Annotated in this window: 21 protein-coding genes and 1 tRNA gene; 11 read left to right on the top strand and 11 right to left on the bottom strand. The window is 48.5% G+C overall.

What is annotated here, in order from left to right; genetic code table 11:
- Nucleotides 1-102: 102 nt before the first annotated feature.
- Both KUA49_RS16965 and pssA read left to right on the top strand, forming a co-directional pair.
- Nucleotides 103-795, top strand: coding sequence for a phosphatidylserine decarboxylase family protein (locus KUA49_RS16965; protein WP_218411690.1), 693 nt, complete (start codon nucleotides 103-105; stop codon nucleotides 793-795).
- A 4-nt stretch (nucleotides 796-799) separates the two neighbouring features.
- A complete protein-coding gene (pssA, locus tag KUA49_RS16960; RefSeq protein ID WP_218411689.1) occupies nucleotides 800-1,528 on the top strand; it encodes a CDP-diacylglycerol--serine O-phosphatidyltransferase in 729 nt (242 codons plus the stop codon).
- 89 nt (nucleotides 1,529-1,617) lie between these two features.
- Here the strand turns inward: pssA and pyrH are convergent, their stop codons facing one another.
- From pyrH to KUA49_RS16945, 3 genes are all read right to left on the bottom strand, one after another.
- A complete protein-coding gene (gene pyrH / locus KUA49_RS16955; protein ID WP_203040930.1) occupies nucleotides 1,618-2,328 on the bottom strand; it encodes a UMP kinase in 711 nt (236 codons plus the stop codon).
- A 120-nt stretch (nucleotides 2,329-2,448) separates the two neighbouring features.
- Nucleotides 2,449-3,186, bottom strand: coding sequence for a biotin--[acetyl-CoA-carboxylase] ligase (locus KUA49_RS16950; RefSeq protein WP_218411688.1), 738 nt, complete (start codon nucleotides 3,184-3,186; stop codon nucleotides 2,449-2,451).
- Nucleotides 3,187-3,250: 64 nt separating this feature from the next.
- Nucleotides 3,251-3,628, bottom strand: coding sequence for a YraN family protein (locus KUA49_RS16945; RefSeq protein ID WP_218411687.1), 378 nt, complete (start codon nucleotides 3,626-3,628; stop codon nucleotides 3,251-3,253).
- A gap of 152 nt (nucleotides 3,629-3,780) precedes the next feature.
- Between KUA49_RS16945 and KUA49_RS16940 the strand changes: the two genes are divergently transcribed.
- Nucleotides 3,781-4,227 (top strand): nucleoside deaminase, encoded by a 447-nt coding sequence (locus KUA49_RS16940; protein WP_218411686.1) that lies wholly within the window; start codon nucleotides 3,781-3,783, stop codon nucleotides 4,225-4,227.
- A gap of 44 nt (nucleotides 4,228-4,271) precedes the next feature.
- On the opposite strand, the gene KUA49_RS16935 is transcribed toward KUA49_RS16940, so the two are convergent.
- Together KUA49_RS16935 and rsmI are read right to left on the bottom strand one after the other, a co-directional pair.
- Nucleotides 4,272-5,120: a hypothetical protein gene (locus KUA49_RS16935; RefSeq protein WP_218411685.1), complete on the bottom strand. Its 849-nt coding sequence runs from the start codon at nucleotides 5,118-5,120 to the stop codon at nucleotides 4,272-4,274.
- A gap of 62 nt (nucleotides 5,121-5,182) precedes the next feature.
- Entirely contained in the window at nucleotides 5,183-5,926 is a 744-nt protein-coding gene (gene rsmI / locus KUA49_RS16930) for a 16S rRNA (cytidine(1402)-2'-O)-methyltransferase (RefSeq protein ID WP_203040925.1), read from the bottom strand.
- A 96-nt stretch (nucleotides 5,927-6,022) separates the two neighbouring features.
- Between rsmI and KUA49_RS16925 the strand changes: the two genes are divergently transcribed.
- The 3 genes from KUA49_RS16925 (at nucleotide 6,023) to KUA49_RS16915 (ending at nucleotide 7,896) form a co-directional block, all read left to right on the top strand.
- Entirely contained in the window at nucleotides 6,023-6,604 is a 582-nt protein-coding gene (locus KUA49_RS16925) for a thymidine kinase (RefSeq protein WP_203050115.1), read from the top strand.
- 13 nt (nucleotides 6,605-6,617) lie between these two features.
- The gene (locus KUA49_RS16920) at nucleotides 6,618-7,757 is read left to right on the top strand and encodes an AI-2E family transporter (protein WP_218411684.1); all 1,140 of its coding nucleotides are present in this window, start codon (nucleotides 6,618-6,620) and stop codon (nucleotides 7,755-7,757) included.
- A gap of 66 nt (nucleotides 7,758-7,823) precedes the next feature.
- Nucleotides 7,824-7,896 (top strand) — tRNA-Lys (locus KUA49_RS16915).
- A 108-nt stretch (nucleotides 7,897-8,004) separates the two neighbouring features.
- Here the strand turns inward: KUA49_RS16915 and KUA49_RS16910 are convergent.
- Complete coding sequence (locus tag KUA49_RS16910; RefSeq protein ID WP_218411683.1) at nucleotides 8,005-8,808, bottom strand: DNA/RNA non-specific endonuclease; 804 nt, start codon at nucleotides 8,806-8,808, stop codon at nucleotides 8,005-8,007.
- 299 nt (nucleotides 8,809-9,107) lie between these two features.
- Here KUA49_RS16910 and KUA49_RS16905 point away from each other — a divergent pair, with 299 nt between their 5' ends.
- A complete protein-coding gene (locus KUA49_RS16905) occupies nucleotides 9,108-9,773 on the top strand; it encodes a DUF4840 domain-containing protein (protein ID WP_218411682.1) in 666 nt (221 codons plus the stop codon).
- A gap of 201 nt (nucleotides 9,774-9,974) precedes the next feature.
- Here KUA49_RS16905 and xylE read toward each other — a convergent pair whose 3' ends face one another.
- Nucleotides 9,975-11,435: a D-xylose transporter XylE gene (xylE, locus tag KUA49_RS16900; RefSeq protein ID WP_203040921.1), complete on the bottom strand. Its 1,461-nt coding sequence runs from the start codon at nucleotides 11,433-11,435 to the stop codon at nucleotides 9,975-9,977.
- Between the two features lie 137 nt (nucleotides 11,436-11,572).
- Between xylE and KUA49_RS16895 the strand changes: the two genes are divergently transcribed.
- The 4 genes from KUA49_RS16895 to KUA49_RS16880 are packed head-to-tail and all read left to right on the top strand — an operon-like array spanning nucleotide 11,573 to nucleotide 15,613.
- Nucleotides 11,573-12,529, top strand: a complete 957-nt coding sequence (locus KUA49_RS16895) for a methylenetetrahydrofolate reductase (RefSeq protein ID WP_218411681.1) — start codon at nucleotides 11,573-11,575, stop codon at nucleotides 12,527-12,529.
- A gap of 15 nt (nucleotides 12,530-12,544) precedes the next feature.
- Entirely contained in the window at nucleotides 12,545-13,726 is a 1,182-nt protein-coding gene (locus KUA49_RS16890) for an ATP-binding protein (RefSeq protein ID WP_203040919.1), read from the top strand.
- Between the two features lie 56 nt (nucleotides 13,727-13,782).
- Nucleotides 13,783-15,147, top strand: coding sequence for a stage 0 sporulation family protein (ricT, locus tag KUA49_RS16885; protein WP_203040918.1), 1,365 nt, complete (start codon nucleotides 13,783-13,785; stop codon nucleotides 15,145-15,147).
- Nucleotides 15,140-15,613, top strand: coding sequence for a gliding motility lipoprotein GldH (locus KUA49_RS16880; RefSeq protein WP_318331640.1), 474 nt, complete (start codon nucleotides 15,140-15,142; stop codon nucleotides 15,611-15,613). The genes ricT and KUA49_RS16880 overlap by 8 nt, the downstream gene beginning before the upstream one ends.
- Nucleotides 15,614-15,711: 98 nt before the next feature.
- Here the strand turns inward: KUA49_RS16880 and rodA are convergent, their stop codons facing one another.
- The 4 genes from rodA to mreC form a co-directional block, all read right to left on the bottom strand.
- Complete coding sequence (rodA, locus tag KUA49_RS16875) at nucleotides 15,712-17,178, bottom strand: rod shape-determining protein RodA (protein WP_218411680.1); 1,467 nt, start codon at nucleotides 17,176-17,178, stop codon at nucleotides 15,712-15,714.
- A gap of 38 nt (nucleotides 17,179-17,216) precedes the next feature.
- Nucleotides 17,217-19,067, bottom strand: a complete 1,851-nt coding sequence (mrdA, locus tag KUA49_RS16870) for a penicillin-binding protein 2 (RefSeq protein ID WP_218411679.1) — start codon at nucleotides 19,065-19,067, stop codon at nucleotides 17,217-17,219.
- A gap of 69 nt (nucleotides 19,068-19,136) precedes the next feature.
- Nucleotides 19,137-19,637 carry a rod shape-determining protein MreD gene (gene mreD / locus KUA49_RS16865; RefSeq protein ID WP_203040914.1) on the bottom strand — a complete coding sequence of 167 codons (501 nt, stop codon included), beginning with the start codon at nucleotides 19,635-19,637 and terminating at the stop codon, nucleotides 19,137-19,139.
- A gap of 29 nt (nucleotides 19,638-19,666) precedes the next feature.
- Nucleotides 19,667-20,545 (bottom strand): rod shape-determining protein MreC, encoded by an 879-nt coding sequence (mreC, locus tag KUA49_RS16860; protein ID WP_203040913.1) that lies wholly within the window; start codon nucleotides 20,543-20,545, stop codon nucleotides 19,667-19,669.
- Between the last annotated feature and the right edge of the window lie 57 nt (nucleotides 20,546-20,602).

The following is a 20,602-nucleotide window of genomic DNA, read 5'->3' as shown; positions in this document are numbered from 1 at the left end:
GTTACTGCTAAAAGTTGATATTGCCAAAAGAAATGAGAGAAAAATTTGCAAAAGTGATAAAAATGCCGTACCTTTGCACCGATATAAACATAAACCTATCTCATGGGACAGAAAATTAAGAAATTTAAAAAGATAAGATTGCACCGCGAGGGCACCGGTCAGCTGGTGTACGGCGGTATAGCATTAGTAGCCATCGCAGCCATTTTATGGTATGCCTTCGACAGCAAGATTCCCTTCTGGGCATTCCTTGTTGTCTTCGGCGTGGTATATGGCATCGTGCTCAATTTCTACCGCTGCCCTATTCGCTACCTGAACGTAGAGGATACCGAGAAGCTCGTTGTGGCTCCTGCAGACGGTAAGATTGTGGTAATAGAAGAAGTAGACAATGCGCCTTACTTCAACGACAGGCGCCTGATGATTTCCATCTTCATGAGCCTCTGGAATGTTCATGCCAACTGGTTCCCGGTGGATGGAAAGGTGAAGTTCGTGAAGCACGAGAACGGTAAGTACATGAAGGCTTGGCTGCCAAAGGCCAGCGAGGAGAATGAGCATGCCGACATCATGATCACGACCCCTGAAGGTGTGGATGTATTGTGCCGTCAGATTGCTGGTGCAGTAGCCCGACGCATCGTTACCTACGCCAAGGAGGGCGAGGAGTGCTACATCGACGAGCATCTGGGCTTCATCAAGCTGGGTTCTCGTGTAGACGTGTATCTGCCTATCGGCACGGAAGTATGCGTCAAGATGGGACAGGCTACCACAGGTGACCAGACAATTATAGCAAAATTGAAATAAAAAAATGAGTATTAAGAAGCATATTCCAAACACGATTACATGCTGCAACCTCATCTCTGGCTGCATCGCTACATCGTTCGCCTTCGGCGGTAATCCCGAAATGGCTTTGTTGTGGATTATCATCGGAGCAGTTTTCGACTTTTTCGATGGCATGAGCGCTCGCTTGCTGCATGTTTCATCGCCTATAGGCAAGGAGCTCGACTCGCTTGCCGACGATGTTACCTTTGGTGTAGCTCCAGCCACCATCGTATTCTCTCAGCTCTTCGTCATGGAGTATCCTGAGTTTCTGGAGCCATTGCGCCCATGGTTGCCTTACGCAGCCTTCATCATCGCCGCTTTCTCGGCACTGAGATTGGCAAAGTTCAACCTGGATGAGCGTCAGACCACCTCTTTCATCGGTGTGCCTACGCCTGCCAACGCCCTGTTCTGGGGTTCGCTGGTAGTGAGCAGTCCTAGCTGGATTACCAGCCAGAGCTGGTCGGTATTCTTCATCCTGGCAATGATTCTCGCCACCAGTTTCCTGCTGGTATGCGAATTGCCGCTGTTTGCGCTGAAGTTCAAGCAGTGGTCGTTTAAGGGCAACGAGGTGAAGTATGGTTTCGTAGGTTTTGCTGTGGCAGTTCTTGCCTTGTCGGTAGCGACCGAAGGCATCAGAGGCTTCCTGGAAGGCTGGTGGATTATCATCCTGATGTATGTCCTCCTCTCTTGGTTATTGTATAAGAGAAATAAATAAGGCTTATGGCAATAAGCCAAAAAAGGCTTGCTCCCGTTGGGTAGCAAGCCTTTCTTTTTTATATTCTATCAGTTGAACTGATTAATTGTTTAATTGTGAACAAGGGTTCCAATCTCCTCACCTTCCATCACCTTCTTCAGGTTGCCCACGATATCCATGTTGAATACGTAAATAGGAAGATTGTTCTCCTTACACATGGTAGTAGCAGTAAGGTCCATCACCTTCAAGCCCTTGGTGTAAATCTCATCGTAAGTGATGTCGCTGAACTTGGTAGCAGTAGGATCCTTCTCTGGGTCGGCTGTATAGATACCATCCACACGAGTACCCTTGAGCATCACGTCTGCCTCGATTTCGATGCCACGGAGCGAAGAACCAGTATCTGTGGTGAAGTATGGACTGCCTGTACCGGCAGAGAAGATGCAGATATAGCCATCCTCCATAGCCTCGATAGCCTTCCACTTGGTGTAGAACTCACCGATAGGTTCCATGCGGATAGCTGTGAGCACCTTGTTCTTAACGCCCAATGCACCGAGTGCGCTGCTCAAGGCGAGGGAGTTGATAACGGTGGCACACATACCCATCTGGTCGCCCTTCACACGGTCGAAACCCTTCTGGCTTCCGCTCAGACCACGGAAGATGTTGCCACCGCCGATAACGATACCAATCTGTACGCCCATCTCGTGAACTTCCTTAATCTGCTTTGCATAATCACTCAAGCGCTCAGGATCGATACCGAAACTCTGCTTGCCCATCAGGCTCTCACCGCTCAACTTCAAAAGAATTCTTTTAAACTTTGCCATAACGTATTATAATTTACAATTTACAGTTAATAGTTAACAGGAGGCTACGCCCTATAAACTATTAACTTTTAACTATTAACTCTTAACTATAGGAGGCTACGCCCTATAAACTATTAACTTTTAACTATTAACTAAAAATCTAATTTCGCCAACTGCATACGAACGAATCATTCCCTTCTTGTCGTGAAGTATCAGATGGCCATCATCTTCCACCTCTACGAAGGCACCCTCGAACTCTCCATCGGCATCTTCATAGCGATGAAAGCCCTTGCGGCGATAGAGTGAGAGATGGTAGATGCCCGATACATCCATGTAGTCGGCACGACGAAGCAGTTCATAATACTTCTTGAATGCCTCGATAATCTTCTGGAGCACTTCATCCCTATCCACCTCATGACCCAGGATCTGAGCCAAGGATACCGGATTAGGCGCATCGCTATGGAACTCCATCTGGTTGATGTTGACTCCGATGCCGAAGATGCAGCGCTTGACGCCCTTGGAGTCGATGGAGGTCTCTATCAGCGTACCACTGATTTTCCTGTCGTTCCAATACACATCGTTAGGCCATTTCAGCGTGATGCCGTCAGTATAGGTATCCAGCGCATCCTTCACGGCTAGGGCTCCCGCCTCTGAAAGCAGGAACTGCTGGCGCACGGGTACCCACGTTGGACATGTCAGCAAACTGAACAGGAGGTTCTTGCCCGGTTCACTCTCCCAGGTATGAGTTCCCTGTCCCCTACCAGCCGTCTGATAATCGGCCACTGCAACGACAATCGTATCATCCTCGCAGCTTTTCATTCCCTTCAGGAAGGTATTCGTGGAATCCGCTTCCTGCATTCGTATCATCTTTGTTTCCATTTTCACATTAATAAATAATAATAGGTACTTGCCGGCAGAACGGAGTAAAGTATCAGCATCGGAGTTAAAGTATCAGCATGGGATTGAAGGCATCCTTCAGATGCTGGAGACTCTTCACCTGATGAGCGCATCCCACGATGGAGATGACATCAAAGCGCAGCTCTTTGTCCACCTGGCATTCCTTGACATAAGCATTGGCAGCTATGGCAAGATTCCTCATCTTGCCCCGGGTAACTGCCTCTTCGGGCTGCTGGTATTCCTCACCGGTGCGGGTCTTCACCTCTACAACCACCAGCGTGTTGCCATCGGGAGTATAGGCAAGAATGTCGAGGTCACGCCGCCCTATCTTCCAGTCACGGGCGATAATCACATAGCCCTGGTCTTCCAGATAAAGCGCCGCTTCATCTTCTCCCCATTTTCCCAATTCATTATGCTCTGCCATCGGTTATTATCTTAAGTTTAGCCCCTGTCGGAATCATTTTCCGCCCAAAAGGCACTATTACCATGCAAAAATAACACTTTTCTTTCACCCATCAAAGTTTTTTATGTATTTTTGCACAAAAAAGGAAAAGAGAAATCATAAAGAATAGAAATATGGTAGACAATCAGAAGAAAGACGAAGAATTTATGCGCCGTGCCCTGATGGAGGCACAGGCCGCATTCGATGAAGACGAGATTCCCGTGGGAGCCGTCATCGTATGTAAGGACAGGATTATCTCGCGTGCCCACAACCTCACGGAGATGCTCACCGACGTAACCGCCCACGCCGAAATGCAGGCCATTACCTCGGGTGCCAATATGCTGGGCGGAAAGTACCTGAAGGATTGCACGCTCTATGTCACCGTGGAACCTTGCGTGATGTGTGCCGGAGCCTTGGGATGGGCACAGATAAGCCGGGTAGTTTATGGTGCCAGCGACGAGAAGCGGGGGTATACAAAATATGCGCCCGATGCACTGCATCCTAAGACAACAGTTACATCGGGCGTATTGGAAGATGAGTGCCGCGCACTCATGCAGGATTTCTTTCAGAGAAAGAGATAATTCATTTCTTTAAAAGAGTTCATTCATCTCTTCAAAAGAGTTCACTACTTCACGAGTACAACAAGATACTTGCTGGTGCTCCAGAAGATCTGAGGGTTGGTGATGCGAAGAGTATACTGCTTGTTAGCATCACGAACCAATGTATAGGTGCTTGATGGATGAGTGGTGAGCACCTTGACATTCTTAGAGTAGAGCTTGATCTCAGAGAGGTCGCGTATATCTATCTTGGTGAAGTAATTCTTGTTGAAATTACCGGTCATCACCTTGTTATCCTCCAGGATATGCTGGTTTTTCAACTCCTTCTTGGTGCCGAATACATACCATGCAGTGTTGATCTGCTTGTCCTGAGCATTGATCACCTCGCTCTTCTTGCTGCTTTCGCTAGCCAGGCGATTTGACTTGGTGTTCAGGTTATTGATAGTCTCATCGAGCGCAGCGATGTGGATATCCTTGCTGTCCAATTCCTCACGGAGAGCCTGAAGCTGCTTCTCCTTCTCCTCCAACTGCTTAGTGAGGTTGGCGATAGTCTTCTGGAGCTGCTCCGACTTGATAGAGCTGTTAGCCATCTGCTTCTGCAACTTGGCAATCAGCTCCTTGTTCTGCTTCATGCGTGTAGCGATGAACTGTACATCCTCCGTGAGCTTCTGCTTTTTGCTAGCGCCCTCACCATTCTTCAGAAGGGTAACGCGATTCTCGGCCTCATTAATCTGATTGAGACCATCCTCAATCTCGTTGATAGTACCCATCAAGTCGTTCAACTCGCTGTCTTTCTGAGCAATGATACTGTTGAGAGAATCATTCTGAGCAGCACCAATACCTGCGGTAGTCTTACCATCCTTACAACCAGTTAATACCAAGGCTGCGAGGCATGCCATCATTAATAGCTTTTTCATAATCTTTACCTTTTATTAATTTATGATTAATAATAACATAACGAAGAAAAGAGCAGAAAATTTTATTCTTCTCTGTTTTTTCTGTTTTTTCTTTCTTCGCGTCGCTTTTCTTTCAATTCTTCTTTCAGTTGCTTCGGGTCCTTGCCAGCCAGGACGATAACGAACTCGCCCCTAGGCTCAGTCTCCTCGAAATGCGCAATCACTTCGGCAAGCGTTCCGCGAACGCTCTCCTCGTGCAGCTTCGAGATTTCCCTACAGCAGCTCACCTGACGGTCTTCGCCGAACACTTCGGCAAACTGCTGCAGCGTTTTCACCACCCGATAAGGTGACTCATAGAAAATCATGGTGCGCACCTCATCTTTCAGAGACTCCAGATAGGTCTGTCGCCCCTTCTTCTGCGGAATGAATCCCTCGAAGCAGAATCTGTCACAAGGCAATCCCGACGACACGATGGCAGGGATGCATGCCGTAGGCCCCGGAAGGGTCTGCACGGTGATGCCCGCCTTAGCCGCCTCGCGAGCCAGGTAGAAACCCGGATCGCTGATGCCTGGGGTTCCCGCATCACTGATCAATGCGATGGTTTCGCCAGCCTTCAATCGCTCTACGATGCCCGACGACGTGCCATGCTCATTAAACTTATGATGCGCCACTAAGCGATTTCGGATATCGAAATGCTTGAGCAGGACGCTCGATGTGCGAGTGTCCTCCGCGAGCACCAAATCAGCCTCTTTCAGAACCCTGATGGCTCGCATTGTCATGTCCTCCATGTTGCCCACTGGAGTCGGTACGATATATAATATGCCCATAAGTGGGTACAAATGTAGTTAATTAATCTTTCATAGCAAAAAAAAACTGCGTATCTTTGCATTTTTTAAAACCTTATTAGTAATTTTGCCCCCGAAATGACAGAATTACTATATGGGGAGGCACACCGTCCCGGCAGAATTGAAGTGGTGTGCGGATCGATGTTCTCCGGAAAAACCGAAGAATTAATCCGAAGAATGAAGCGAGCTAGCTTCGCCAAACAGAAGGTGGAAATCTTCAAGCCGGCGATAGACACTCGTTACTCCGAAGACAATGTAGTGAGCCACGACCAGAACTCCATCCGGTCGACTCCGATTGAATCTTCTGGATCGATACTCTTGTTGGCTTCCGACATCGACGTGGTCGGTATCGACGAAGCCCAGTTCCTGGACAATGGCTTGGTGGAGGTCTGCAACGAACTCGCCAACCGTGGCGTACGCGTCATCGTGGCGGGTCTCGACATGGATTTCAAGGGAGTTCCCTTCGGTCCGATTCCGGCTCTCTGTGCCATCGCTGACGAGGTGACCAAGGTGCATGCCATCTGCGTGAAGTGCGGTGCCCTGGCATACGTAAGCCATCGACTGGTAAAGAACGACAAGCGTGTGCTTCTCGGCGAGAAGGACGAATATGAGCCACTCTGCCGCGACTGCTACCAGAAGGCTATCCATAATGAATTATAAGAAGTGAGAAGATATGAGCAAGGAGATTACATTCGATAAGTTCATACGTTGGGCGGGTATCGTCGTCCTCGTATTAGCGGTACTATACATTATTAATTATCTGAGTGATGTACTGCTTCCTTTCTTTATAGCATGGTTTTTCGCTTACCTGCTCTACCCCGTCGTGAAGTTCATCGAGAATAAACTCCATGTCAAGGTGCGTGCCCTTTCCATTCTTCTAGCAATGGGTGCTGCAATAGCCATCGTGGGCGGAGTTATCTGGCTCATTATCCCACCAATGATTGACCAGTTTGACAAGCTGGGAATCGTCCTGACCAAATGGGTACACCAGACTACCCACACCAACAACCTGACGGCTCTCATCAAGGAGTGGCTGCAGGCCAACCAGTCCACCATAGAGCATTTTCTGAAGAGCAAGGACTTCAGCGATGCCCTTAAGTCCACGATGCCGAAGGTTTTCTCGGTGGTGAGTCAGACGGCTACCATTATCATGAGTATCGTTGCCTCGATGATTACCTTATTATATATGTTCTTCATCCTGCTCGATTACGAGACGCTGACAGCCAACTGGGTGCGCATCTTCCCGAAGAAGAACCGCCCGTTCTGGCATGCACTGATGAAAGATGTGGAAAGGGAGCTGAACAACTATATCCGAGGTCAGGGCATGGTGTCGCTCTGCATGGGCATCATGTTCTGCATCGGTTTCACCATCATCGGTTTCCCGATGGCGATAGGTTTGGGCATTCTGATAGGCATCATGAATCTGGTACCTTATCTTCATACCTTCGCCCTCATCCCTACGGCGTTCCTCGCCATGCTGAAGGCGGCGGATACAGGACAGAACTTCTGGGTAGTCTTCGGATTGGCATTCCTGGTATTCTGTGTGGTTCAGGTAATCACAGATATGGTGGTAACGCCTAAGATTATGGGCAAGGCGATGGGGTTGAACCCAGCCATCCTGCTCTTGAGTCTTTCCGTTTGGGGTGCCTTATTGGGCTTCATCGGTCTGATTGTAGCACTTCCACTCACCACGCTTCTCATTGCCTACTGGCAGCGATACGTAACGCGAGAAAAGCCGCAATATGAGGAAGAAGTGGCTGAAAAACCGCTGATTCCAGATAAAATTGAAGAAAATAAGCAAAAAAACGGCTAAATATTTGGTTATTCCAAAAAATAGTCGTACCTTTGCACTCGCTTTTGAAATCAAAGGTTGGAGATTGACTCGCTAGCTCAGCTGGTAGAGCACAACACTTTTAATGTTGGGGTCATGGGTTCGAGCCCCATGCGAGTCACAGTCTCAGAAAAAGGACTTTCCGTTAAGGAGAGTCCTTTTTTCGTTTCTATCCCTTTCAACATATCGATTTAAGTTCTATCCGCCATCGGCGGATAAAACCTTTTATTTACCAATTGGATAAATCAGCTTTCGCCTCTATCTTCTTTTCTACGTTATCCGGAAGTTTCGAGAAGAAATCGTAGCCGGTGATACGCTCTACCTCATCTATAGAGTTCACGAAGTCCTTCTTCTGGAGTCCCTTGGCTGATTGATTTCTGCAGATAAAGCCGATGGCCTGAGGATTCTTGCCTGTGCGGAGAATCACCTTGAAGAAGGCATCGGGAACCACCACCTTGTTTTTGCCCAACTTGCGATGCTGCTTGTTCAGAAAGATAGGTCCGCAAACGATATATACCTTGCCATACTTCTTAGCCCAAGTGCGGCACTGCTGCTCGATACTGTTCCATACGCCCGCATTCAGGGCATGAGTCTGCGGACACATGTTGGTCATCAGGAAACATTCATCCATCGCCTTCTGGCTCCACTTGTTATCGCCTGCCGGACACAGGTGTCCCCTGTCGAAACCCGTATTGAAATAATCAGCCTTCGTACCCTTAGGTGATGGCATATCCATATCATCCTCAAAATCGCCACGCTTCAGTTTTCCCGATGCATGGGCACGGGTCAAAGTCCATGCCACCCAGTTAGGCTGTCGGGTACCATGGTTATAAGATACGGTATAGGCGAATCGGCGCTTGATGGTTCCAGAAACCTTGCCATTCGCAGCCTTCTTCTGAACCACCGGAATCTCTAGTCCCGGAGCATCAGCCTGAGCAACCGGCAATTCATATGAAGACAACATAAAGGATGAGAGCAAGGCGATAAATCCCGCCATCATCCACATCTTGATTTTTCTACTTTTTCTTTCCATAATTCCTAATCCTGTATTTTTATTCTTTCATTCTTGAGTCTTTGATGTTTCAAAAGAGCATCACAAAAGTAGTGCTTTCTATCATTTCTGCCAAGATTATCCGACAAAAAAGCAGTATCTTACAGATATTCTTCTACTTTTTAACTGCTTTTAACAAAAATGGATGCAAGTTTTCGGCAATTCGGGAGTTTATTAATAGAAATAGTGCGGGAAAACCTGCTTGAAAAAGCAGGGTTTAGAAATCCTTGCAAATACTGTTCGACAAATAAATAAAAGAAATAAACATCAGCAGAAAAAAAATGAAGAAGATTACATTATTCTCTATTCTGGCAGCCTTCGTGGCAGCCTTGTCTTTCACATCATGTAACACTGATAGCGACAACAGCTTCACTCCTCTAGCTCCTGAAACACAGAAGAGTTTCCAGGCAGCTATGTCTATTGGTTCATACAACGACATGGTCATCCTCTTTGAAAAGAAGAACAAAGCCAATGTCAACAACCAGATCGACTCAGTGGCTTCATCTGTACGCATTAGCATGTACAACGATAGCACCATGAGCATATCAAACTTCCCTGTTGCAGCGCTTGCAGAGCACATCTCTGACAAGGAGTTGTCGGCAGCTATCGCAAAGGAGGCACCAAGAACTATCACCTGCAAGTATAATGTAATGCCAAACAGTACTTCAGAGGTAGCATATTACATTGCATGCCCTAGCGTACTTGAGTTGAACCTGACTTATGGTGAAAATAACAAGAGTCACAAGGTGCAGTTGGCTTTCATGCCTAACCAGATGTATTATGGCTATTGTACACTCAAGGAGCCAAGACAGCTGGGATTCCAGTTCTATCTTTACCAGCTTTGGGTAGATGGTAATCAGACAGGTTACATCAGTAACTCCATCAACAAATCCAACTCCACTGTAGCTTTTGCAATTCGCAATGCATGGAAGAAGACAGGTAAGTAAGAAAACAGAAAAAACTTATCAGAGAGAATTTATCTCTCATAAGACACTGAAATACTCTTAATAGAATATATAGTTAATACTCTCTTAAATAAAACAACTTACAAATATATGCTCTGAATTTATCACTCAGTGAGAAAACTAAAATAAAGGCGCGACAGTCGAGATAGACTATCGCGCCCCTTTTTTTCTTCTGAAATTCAATTAATCTTTCTTCCAAAGCTTGCTCATATCCTCCAAGCTCTTGCCCTTGGTCTCAGGAACCAGCTTCCATACGAAGATAGCGGCTACGATACAGATGGCTCCATACAAGCCATAAGTAAACCAATGACCGAAGTCATCACCCGGCGTCAAGTGCATATTGAACATCGGAACGAAGGTTGAGCTGACGATGAAGTTGAAGATCCACTGGAAGGCTACGGCGATTGCCACAGCTGCACCACGGATGGTGTTCGGGAAAAGCTCGGCGATGAGCACCCACGCAATCGGACCCCAAGAGAACATGAAGCTGGCACTATATACCATGATGCTCAGCATCGTAACCGTACTCAAAGATTCATTACCGAAGGTGAGGGCTACGCCCAGTGCTCCCACTGCCATACCGATGGAACCGAAGATAAGCAATGGCTTGCGACCCAACTTCTCTACGGTAAACACGGCAACCAGCGTGAACGAGATATTCACAATACCCATAATCACAGTCTGAACCATCGGGTTACCCATGCCCATATCCTGGAAAATACGAGGCGCATAATAGAGCACGGCATTGATTCCCACAGCCTGCTGGAATACAGAAAGCATTACACCCACAAAGATACACATGAATCCGTAAGAGAACAGTTTCTCAGTCTTCACGGTCACCGTGTTCTTGATGTCGTGGATAATCTCGCGCGCCTTCTCTGCACCATTAATCTTAGCAAGAATGCCGTATGCCTTCTCATCCTGTCCCACCATCACGAGATAACGTGGAGTCTCTGGTACAAAGCAGATGAGGAAGGTGAACAAGCCGGCTGGCACACACTCACTTCCAAACATGTATCTCCAGCCCGTCTCAATGGTCCACTGCGCATCCACCATGTTGGCGATGGCACCCGCAGCATCATAGATAGGATTGGCATGCGAGCCCATGATGATGAAGTTGACGAAGTAAACCACCAGCTGACCGAAGATGATGGCAAACTGGTTCCAGCTTACCAGCATACCGCGGATGTTGCTAGGAGCCACCTCGCCGATATACATCGGACAGATGGCAGAAGCCATACCCACACCGATACCACCGAGCACGCGATAGAAGTTAAACACCACCAGGAGCGTCCAGTCTGGATGTCCCTGAGGCAGGATGTACGTTTCCGGTTCCATAGATCCCCACGCCGAGAGGAAGAAGCAGATACCCGCAAAGATGAGCGATCGCTTTCTACCAAAACGACTGGCAAAGAGACCAGAAAGTGAACTACCTATGATACATCCAATCAAAGCACTGGAAGAAGTGAATCCGTGCATCACATCGGTGTATTCAAAATCCCCGGCACCCTTGAAGAATGCCTGCAAACCCTTCTCGGCACCCGATATCACTGCGGTATCGTAACCGAAAAGCAAGCCGCCCAATACGGCGACCATCACGATTGAAATTAAATAGGCCTTGGAGCCTTTTTCTTGCTGTTCCATTTTACTTTAGGTTATAATTTATCTTTTAATTTCTGATTTTTATCTTTTTCTCTATAAATATTACGGATAACGTGCGGTTTTCCCCCATTTTTTTTGTAAATTTGCAACCAAATAAGGGAAAATAGATATTACGTAATATGAACATTGCAGATTTTTTACATCAACAGGGCGATAAACGAGGCTTCTCGTTCGAGGTTCTGCCACCACTCAAGGGTAATGGCACAGCAGCGCTGTTCCGCACCATCGACAGCCTCAAGGAATTCGACCCGAGGTTTATCAACATAACCACACACCACAGCGAGTATGTATATAAGGAACTGGAAAACGGTCTCCTCACTCGCCAGCGTGTGCGTCGCCGCCCTGGCACTGTAGCCATCGCCGGTGCCATCCAGAACAAATACGATATCCCTGTCATCCCTCACATCATCTGTAGCGGTGCGTCGAAGGAAGACATCGAATATGAGTTGCTCGATCTCCAGTTCCTGGGCATCAGCAACATCCTTGTGCTCCGAGGCGACAAGGCGAAGGAAGACCGCCAATTCACTCCTACCCCTAACGGTCATTCTCATGCCACCGACCTTTTGGAGCAGGTGAACCAGTTTAACGAAGGTTTCTTCTTCGACGGCACTTCTATCAAGCACCCGGGAGAAAAATTCTGCTGCGGTGTGGCTTGCTACCCGGAGAAGCACGAAGAGGCTCCAAACCTGGAAATGGACATGCAGCAGTTGCTCCTCAAGCAGCAGCTAGGTGCCTCTTACGCCGTAACCCAGCTCTTCTACGACAACGAGAAGTTCTATGCGTTCGTGGAGAAGGCACGCCAGATGGGCATCACCATCCCTATCGTACCAGCGCTGAAGCCTTTTGCCAAACTGAGCCAGCTCACCATGGTGCCAAAGACATTCCACTGCGATATTCCTGAGGCATTGGCACAGGAGGTATTGAAGTGCAAGACGGATGAAGATGCCAAAGCTCTCGGCATCGAGTGGACCACCAGCCAGGTGAAAGATCTCTTTGACCATGGTTACAAGCATATCCACTTCTTCACCGTATCGGCAGTGGACAGCGTGAAGCAGATTGCAAAAATCCTATTTTAAAATTCAAGAAATAAAATGTTAAAGAAGGAAGTCATAGGTCAGCAAGATATATGGAACCGTCTGATGGAGATGGTTCGGGAGAATCGTGTGCCCCATGCACTGATGTTTTGCGGACCGCAAGGTTGTGGAAAACTAGCCATGGCATTGGCATTCGCCAGTTTTCTGCTGGGCGAAAGAGAAGAAGCCGATGCTGCAGCTGCCCAGGCATTGCCCCCAATGAGCGATGACCAGAAGCGCCGCGCCTGCTCCATGCTCGGCAAATGGGAGCATCCCGACCTGCACTTCACCTTCCCTACCATCAAGACATCGGATATGCCATCAGAGCATAAGCCAGTTAGTCTTGACTTCATTAGAGAATGGAGAGAGATGCTCCTGTCGCAAGGTCCTTATATTGTAATCAGCGAATGGATGAAGCGGATGGGAAAGGTGGATGCCGACTTCAATAAGCAAGCCATTATCACAGCAGAAGAAAGCAATAACATTGCTCGTGAACTGATGATGATGTCCAATCAGGGCGGCTATAAGATAAGTTTAATGTGGCTCCCTGAAAGAATGAATGATGAGAGCGCCAACAAGATACTGAAACTCCTGGAGGAACCGCCACGCCAGACACTCTTCCTCCTCGTAAGCGAGAACCCGGAGCTGCTGCTCGAAACCATCAGAAGCCGTGCACAGCGCATCGACTTCAAGAAAATCGACAACGAGGAAGTGAAGAAGGCACTCATCGAGCGAAGACTGCTGGACGAAAACACCGCCCACCGCATCGCCCGAATAGCAGGAGGCAACTGGAACCTGGCACTGGAAGAGCTTGACTCCGGAAACGAAAATCGCCAGCACCTGGATATGTTCATCATGCTGATGCGACTGGCATACATGCGCAACATTCACGACCTGAAGAAATGGAGCGAGGTGGTAGCCACCTTTGGCAGAGAGAAGCAGAAGCGAATGCTGGATTACTTCATGCACATGCTTCGCGAGAGTTTCATGTACAACTTCCGCCAGCCGGAACTGAGCTACATGACGCAGGATGAGGAGGACTTCGCCAAGAACTTCGCCCGATTCATCAACGAGGCGAACATCATCGACATCTCCGACCTCTTCGAGGAAAGCAAGAAGTTCATCGCCCAGAATGCCAATCCCAAGATTGTCTTCTTCGACATGGCGCTGAAGGTCATCGTCCTCCTCATCAGAAAATAATAATGAAAGCATCATATATACATAATATAAATAAAATACAATAAATAGATTACATCGTGGACTACAAGAATATGAAATTCCGAATGTGGAATGGCTGCGACAGAGGTCTATGTTGCAAGGCTGTAGGACGACAGGACAAACAGCTCAACACATACGACTGGCTTGCCGATGTGCCAGGAAACGCAGAAAGCACCGACCTCGTGGAAGTGCAATTCAAGAATACCCGAAAAGGATATTATCACAATGTGAACAACCTAGACCTGAGAAAGGGCGACCTCGTGGCTGTGGAGGCTAACCCGGGCCACGACATCGGTGTGGTTACACTCACCGGACGACTCGTGAAACTGCAGATCAAGAAAGCCAACCTCAAGTCGCAGGATGACATCAAGCGCATCTACCGCATCGCCAAGCAGGTGGACCTTGACAAGTGGAAGGAGGCCAAGAGCCGCGAACACGCCACCATGATCCAGAGCCGCCAAATAGCCAAAGACCTAGGCTTGAAGATGAAGATTGGCGACGTGGAGTACCAGGGCGACGGCAACAAGGCGATATTCTACTATATTGCCGACGAACGTGTGGATTTCCGCCAGCTCATCAAGGTACTTGCCGAGGCTTTCCACGTACGCATCGAGATGAAGCAGATTGGTGCACGCCAGGAAGCAGGCAGAATCGGCGGAACCGGTCCTTGCGGAAGAGAGCTCTGCTGCGCCACCTGGATGAAGAACTTCGTAAGCGTAAGCACCAATGCAGCACGCTATCAGGACATCTCGCTCAACCCACAGAAACTGGCGGGTATGTGCGCCAAACTGAAGTGCTGTCTTAACTACGAGGTAGACAACTACGTGGAGGCAAGCCGCAAGATGCCACCTAAGGATGCCGTTCTCGAAACTGCCGATGGTCAGTTCTACCAGTTTAAGGTGGATATTCTGGCTGGCCTCATCACCTATTCATCCGACAAGAATCTGGCTTCCAACCTCGAAACCATCACTGCCGACCGTGCCAAGGAGATTATCGAGCTGAACAAGAATGGCGAAAAGCCGCTCAGTCTGATGGAGAACGGAAAAGTGAAGGAAAGCTCCAAGCATATCGACCTGCTCAATGAGTCAGACCTCAGCCGATTCGACAAGGCGAAGAAAAAGAAGAAAAAGAACAAGAATAACAGTAACAATAATCGCCAGGACAAGGAAGGCGGAAACAAGCAGGAAAGAGGCGACCGCAGACCAAAAGGCGAGAACCGCCAGCAGCAAAACGGCGGTAATCCACAGAAGAATGGTAATCCAAATGGTGGTAACCAGCAAAAGAACGGTAACCAGCAAAAGAATGGTAACCAGCCAAATGGAAACCGCCGCAAAGACAACAGAAACAAAGGTCCTCGACAGAACCAGAATGGAGGAAAAGAGAAAAATGAAAAGAATGATTAATTTCATTTTCCTGATGGTGGCAACCTTCGTGCTTGCCTCCTGTTTCCAGCGAACGGTGTATGACGAATACGCCCATACACCTATCGCCGGATGGGAGAAGAACGACACCCTCTCGTTCGACATTCCTCCCATCCTTACCACAGGATACTATCAGGAAAGCCTGGGTTTGAGAATCACAGGAGCCTATCCCTTCACAGGATTAACACTCATCGTGGACCAGACCATCTATCCAGCCAACAAGCAGGAAGACCGCATAGAAAAAGCCGATACCGTGCTCTGCCAATTCATTGGAAAAGACGGTTCCAGCTCAAGACAGGGAATCAGCTATTATCAATACAACTTCCCCATCAATATGTATAAGATGAACCAAGGCGACTCCATCCATATCACCATACGCCACGACATGAAGCGAGAAATCCTTCCCGGCGTCAGCGATATCGGAGTAAAAGTTGAATTGGCAAAATAAAAACATAATAAAGGGCAAAAGCATCTCAAAACAATGCTTTTGCCCTTTTATTATATATATATCATACAAGATATATGCATTATACATTATCCATTATATCAGCTTCTAACCAGATTTCTTCCCGCATCTATTCTCAGGAAAATAAAGAGAAGGATGGTGAAACCCCAAAGCGAACTACCGCCATAACTGAAGAACGGTAGCGGAATACCGATTACAGGCGTCAAGCCCAGCACCATTCCCACATTAATAAACAGGTGGAACAGGAACACACTCAACACACAATATCCGTATATTCGCCCAAACTTAAACGGTTGCCGCTCTGCCAGTTTTATCAGCCTCAATATCAGCAGCAGGAAAAGCAGCAGCACACCTGCCGAACCCATGAAGCCTTCCTCCTCTCCCACCGTGCAGAAGATAAAGTCGGTATCCTGCTCTGGCACGAACTTCAGCTTGGTCTGGGTTCCGTTGAGGAATCCCTTGCCCTGCAAACCGCCCGAACCGATGGCTATCTCACTCTGATGCACATTATATCCGGCACCAGCCAAATCCTCATCCAATCCCAGAAGCACATTGATACGCACTCGCTGGTGAGGCTCCATCACGTTGTTCAGCACGTAGTCGGCACTGTAGAAGAAGGCTATAGAACCCAACGAGAAGATGGAAATCAGGAAATAATTCCTGAATCTCGTCCTCAAGCCGTGATATACCAGGAAACCTATCATCAGTGCACAGAGCAGCAGCTGAATCCATACGATATCGAACGGGATGATGAAGGTGGAGAAAAGCGCCACTATCAGCGTGATACCCACCGAATATGCCAGAATAATCAGCGCATGCTTCTTGTTGCCCGTATAGGAATTCACCATGCCCGCCGTGAATATCTGCACCAGCAGCAGCACCGTAAACTTACCCACCGAGGTATAGGTATCCCACATCAGCACATTCTCGTACTTGATGCCCACCACAAAGTAGGCTATCATCGAGACACCCGTAAACAGCACGGCTCCAGGCATTCCCTCGCGATAGAGCATCAGGAAGAAGGCGGAATAAACCAGTGCCGAACCCGTCTCTCGCTGTCCCACGATGCAGACCATCGGCAGCAGGATGATACCCACCGCCGCCATGAAATGCTTCATGTTGTGGATATTGAAACCATAGCTCGACATAAACTTCGCCACAGCCAGTGCCGTAGCAAACTTACCAAACTCGGCAGGCTGCAGTCGGAGCGGTCCGAGAACCAGCCAGGAATGCGAACCCTTGATGCTGTGCGGATTGAATATCGTGGCAAAGAGCAGCAATATCAGCACGCCATAGATGACATACGAGAAGGTATCGAAAAACCTGTCGTCCATCATCAGGATAACAAAGCCCAAGGCGATGGAAGTGCCAATCCACACAATCTGCATGCCCGAACGGGCACCCAGACTGAAAATATCATTGTCACCATAGGTGTAGCTGGCACCGCAGACGCTGATCCAGCCAAAGCTGAGCAGCGCCAGATAGATGCCGATGGTCCACCAGTCAAGCGAACGGAGTACACCAGCCGGTTGTTTATTATCGCTCATAATCTATAAACTATCAACTATAAACTATTAACTGAAAACTATCTGCTAGAAGAGCCATAGGCGATTCTGCGAGCCTGCATCTGTGCTGCCTGACTTTCTGAAGCCGGCGACAGCTTTCCTTTCAGATACTGCTCCATCATCAAGCCTCCGATAGGCACACCATAATCGGCACCCCAACCACCATTCTCCACATACACGGCGATGGCTATCTTAGGGTTGTTCATCGGAGCAAAGCCCATGAACACAGAGTGGTCGTGACCACGGTTCTGAGCCGTACCCGTCTTGCCGCATGCCTCGAAGTCGTAGCGTGAAAGCATCTTGCAGGTTCCCCTCAGTGCCGAACTTCTCATACCAGCCACCACATAGTTGTAGGCACGCTTCGATGCCTTGGTATAATGTCGGCGGGTATAGAGCGTATCCAGCGGCTCGCCCTGCACCTTGCGCACTACGTGAGGCACATAGTAATAGCCTCGGTTGGCGATGGTAGCACCCAGATTGGCTATCTGCAAAGGCGTCAGGTTCACCTCACCCTGACCAATGGAGATACTGATTACGGTCAGTCCGTTCCAGGAACCCTTGTAGGCCTTGTCGTAGAACTGTGCATTAGGAATCAGTCCTCGTTTCTCGCCCGGCAGGTCGATGCCCAGCTTGTAGCCGAATCCCATGCTCACCATATAGTCTTTCCAAACAGTCATCGCCTTCTGCACAGAACCATACTTGCTCTTGCTTCCAAGCATATAGTAGAGTCCCCAACAGAAATAACCGTTGCACGAAGTACTGATGGCATCCACCAGTGCGATAGGCGACGGGTGACCGTGACAACCTACGTGCAGTCCCTTGTAAGAGAATCCGTGATTACATGGGAAGGCTGTGCCCGGAGTGATGATACCCTCGGTGAGATAAGTCAGTGCCTGGGAGGTCTTGAACGTAGAACCCGGAGGATACTGTCCCATGATGCTTCGGTTGAGCAGAGGCTTCCATGGGTTCTGCGAGAGCCATCGGTGCATCTTACCACGATTCTTGCCCACCAGCTTACGAGGGTCGTAAGATGGAGAGGAAACCATTGCCAGCACCGAACCGTCTCTAGGGTCGATGGCAACGATACTACCTATCTTTCCCTGCAGCAGACGCTCACCCAGAGCCTGCAGGTTCACGTCGATACCCAGCGTCAGGTCTTTTCCTGCCACAGGTCGCTGGTCGAATTTTCCGTTCTGATAGCTTCCCTGTATTCTTCCGCGCGCATCACGGAGCAGAATCTTCACACCCTTTACGCCTCGAAGTTCCTTTTCGTAATGCTTCTCAATACCCAGCTTTCCGATGTAGTCGCCCGGCTGGTAGTAGTCATCTTCCTCGATGTCGCTTTCCGAAACCTCGCCCACATCGCCCAATACATGGGCGGCATACGGATAGGTATATTCTCTCACGCTTCGCTTCTGCACATAGAAGCCCGGGAATCGGAACATCTTCTCCTGGAACACGCTGAAGTCCTTGTCAGACAACTGCGTCATGAAGAGCTGCTGCGTATATCGGGAATATCCCGGATTCTTACTGCGGTCCTTGATATCCTCCATTCGCTTTTCGAAAGCCTCCTTGGTAATACCCAGGGAATTGCAGAAGTCGAGGGTGTCGAGTCGTCCCTCCTGCTCCTTCATCACCACCATCAGGTCGTAAGAAGGCTGGTTATACACCATCAGCTTTCCGTTTCTATCGTAGATGGCACCACGCGAAGGGAACTCTATCTGCTTCAGGAAGGCGTTACTGTCGGCATTCTTCTTGTAATCCTCGCTCATAATCTGGAGCGTGAAGAGCCTGATGATGTAGACTATCACGATAACTATCGCCACACCACCAATCACATAACTGCGCTTCTCAAGATTGTAATCTACCATACCTTATTATATATATAAGTATCAATGGACATGAATGTTCTTCTTCTTTTTCCTTCAGGGTAAAAATCCCTACGACTTTCTGAAACTCTCCAGCGCCATGATCAGCACCATGGTGATGGCACTGCTGCCGACAATGCAGAGCAGCCACTGCATCCAGTTGAAGAAATTAAAAGTCTCTATCGTAAAGAACAACAGATTATAAACGAGTACTATAATCAACGTGTAGAGCACGTACGAACCCACACCGATGGTTCGCATCGATGGTTCCAGGTCTTCAGCACTGTCTCTAGGCACGAAGAGTTCAAAAAGATAAGGTTGCAGCAGTCCGATGGCTGTCATCGATGCCGCCGCAACACCCGGCGTGTTGGCAAACACGTCGATGCAAAGTCCCAGCATGAAGCTCCAGAGCATCACCGACCAGCGTGGGTGGTTTCTGCGGAAATGGAGCACCATGATGATATACAGCAAGGGGGTGGCGCAATTGAACAGATGGATATGGTTGAACACCAGTCCCTGCACCAGCACGAGCACCACGAAGATGCCGAGTCGTTTTAAAATATCTATACTCATTGCTTCTTTATATCTCCTCTTACTTTACTTTAGTTTTTACTGCCCGTATTGCCATCGGGCTTGATGCTGTCTTGTGCAGCACGCATAATCTCTATTCTCTCTTTCATCAGTGTGTCGTCGATGACGCATACGTCGCGCAGGTTGCCGAAATCTGTTGAGAGTCGCAACTGTACGCGGTAAGACAGACCATCGGCAGAGTTGAACACATGCAATATCTTGCCCACTCTCACACCCGGAGGGAACACAGCCGAGTAACCGCTGGTTACCACATAGTCGCCCAACTTGAAGTGGGCATGGCGTGGCACCTCTTCCAGATAAGCCAGCTCCGATACGCCGCCCTTCCATCTCAGATAGCCGAAGTAGCCTCTGCCCTGGATGGTACAGCTGATGTTCGACTTCACGTTGAGCACAGGAATCACAATGCTGTAATGCTCGGCCACAAGATATACGATGCCCACCACGCCGGTGCCGCTGATTACACCCATATCCTTATGGATGCCGTCGGCGCTACCCTTGTCGATGGTCATCAGGTTGTCGGGCTTATCCAGACTGTTGGCAACCACCTTGGCAGGAATGAGTCTGTAGTTCTTGAGCAGGGCAAACTGGTCGCGGTGATAGATGGCACTATCCTTGGTCACGGCATAGAGACTGTCGGAAAGATGCTGCACCTGCTGCTCCAGATAGGCATTACGCTGCGTGAGTTCCTGGTTCACCTTGGTCAACGAGAAGAAGGTTTCCACATTGGCATCCCACTCATAAATCTTTCCCGTCACGGCATTGGCAGTGGAAAACCACGCACTGCCCTGATAGCTGTTATACTGAAACAGGAACACCATGCTCACCACTTCGAGAATCACGAAGACAAACCAATGGTTGTATTTCTGCAAAAACTCTAAAAGGTTGTGCATACTATTATATAAAATTAAAGTTTCGCCACTTGGGGGGAATTTAACCTTCCCAACAAA

This window comes from Segatella copri (genome assembly GCF_019249655.2).
GTDB lineage: Bacteria > Bacteroidota > Bacteroidia > Bacteroidales > Bacteroidaceae > Prevotella.
The sequence above is the reverse complement of the archived record's forward strand: the minus strand, read 5'-3'. Positions and strand labels throughout refer to the sequence as shown.

Bases quoted from the DNA above. Each gene is read 5' to 3' on its own strand.
- KUA49_RS16965 (WP_218411690.1), top strand. From the start codon at position 103: ATGGGACAGAAAATTAAGAAATTTAAAAAGATAAGATTGCACCGCGAG.
- pssA (WP_218411689.1), top strand. From the start codon at position 800: ATGAGTATTAAGAAGCATATTCCAAACACGATTACATGCTGCAACCTC.
- pyrH (WP_203040930.1), bottom strand. From the start codon at position 2,328: ATGGCAAAGTTTAAAAGAATTCTTTTGAAGTTGAGCGGTGAGAGCCTG.
- KUA49_RS16950 (WP_218411688.1), bottom strand. From the start codon at position 3,186: ATGGAAACAAAGATGATACGAATGCAGGAAGCGGATTCCACGAATACC.
- KUA49_RS16945 (WP_218411687.1), bottom strand. From the start codon at position 3,628: ATGGCAGAGCATAATGAATTGGGAAAATGGGGAGAAGATGAAGCGGCG.
- KUA49_RS16940 (WP_218411686.1), top strand. From the start codon at position 3,781: ATGGTAGACAATCAGAAGAAAGACGAAGAATTTATGCGCCGTGCCCTG.
- KUA49_RS16935 (WP_218411685.1), bottom strand. From the start codon at position 5,120: ATGAAAAAGCTATTAATGATGGCATGCCTCGCAGCCTTGGTATTAACT.
- rsmI (WP_203040925.1), bottom strand. From the start codon at position 5,926: ATGGGCATATTATATATCGTACCGACTCCAGTGGGCAACATGGAGGAC.
- KUA49_RS16925 (WP_203050115.1), top strand. From the start codon at position 6,023: ATGACAGAATTACTATATGGGGAGGCACACCGTCCCGGCAGAATTGAA.
- KUA49_RS16920 (WP_218411684.1), top strand. From the start codon at position 6,618: ATGAGCAAGGAGATTACATTCGATAAGTTCATACGTTGGGCGGGTATC.
- KUA49_RS16910 (WP_218411683.1), bottom strand. From the start codon at position 8,808: ATGGAAAGAAAAAGTAGAAAAATCAAGATGTGGATGATGGCGGGATTT.
- KUA49_RS16905 (WP_218411682.1), top strand. From the start codon at position 9,108: ATGAAGAAGATTACATTATTCTCTATTCTGGCAGCCTTCGTGGCAGCC.
- xylE (WP_203040921.1), bottom strand. From the start codon at position 11,435: ATGGAACAGCAAGAAAAAGGCTCCAAGGCCTATTTAATTTCAATCGTG.
- KUA49_RS16895 (WP_218411681.1), top strand. From the start codon at position 11,573: ATGAACATTGCAGATTTTTTACATCAACAGGGCGATAAACGAGGCTTC.
- KUA49_RS16890 (WP_203040919.1), top strand. From the start codon at position 12,545: ATGTTAAAGAAGGAAGTCATAGGTCAGCAAGATATATGGAACCGTCTG.
- KUA49_RS16880 (WP_318331640.1), top strand. From the start codon at position 15,140: ATGATTAATTTCATTTTCCTGATGGTGGCAACCTTCGTGCTTGCCTCC.
- rodA (WP_218411680.1), bottom strand. From the start codon at position 17,178: ATGAGCGATAATAAACAACCGGCTGGTGTACTCCGTTCGCTTGACTGG.
- mrdA (WP_218411679.1), bottom strand. From the start codon at position 19,067: ATGGTAGATTACAATCTTGAGAAGCGCAGTTATGTGATTGGTGGTGTG.
- mreD (WP_203040914.1), bottom strand. From the start codon at position 19,637: ATGAGTATAGATATTTTAAAACGACTCGGCATCTTCGTGGTGCTCGTG.
- mreC (WP_203040913.1), bottom strand. From the start codon at position 20,545: ATGCACAACCTTTTAGAGTTTTTGCAGAAATACAACCATTGGTTTGTC.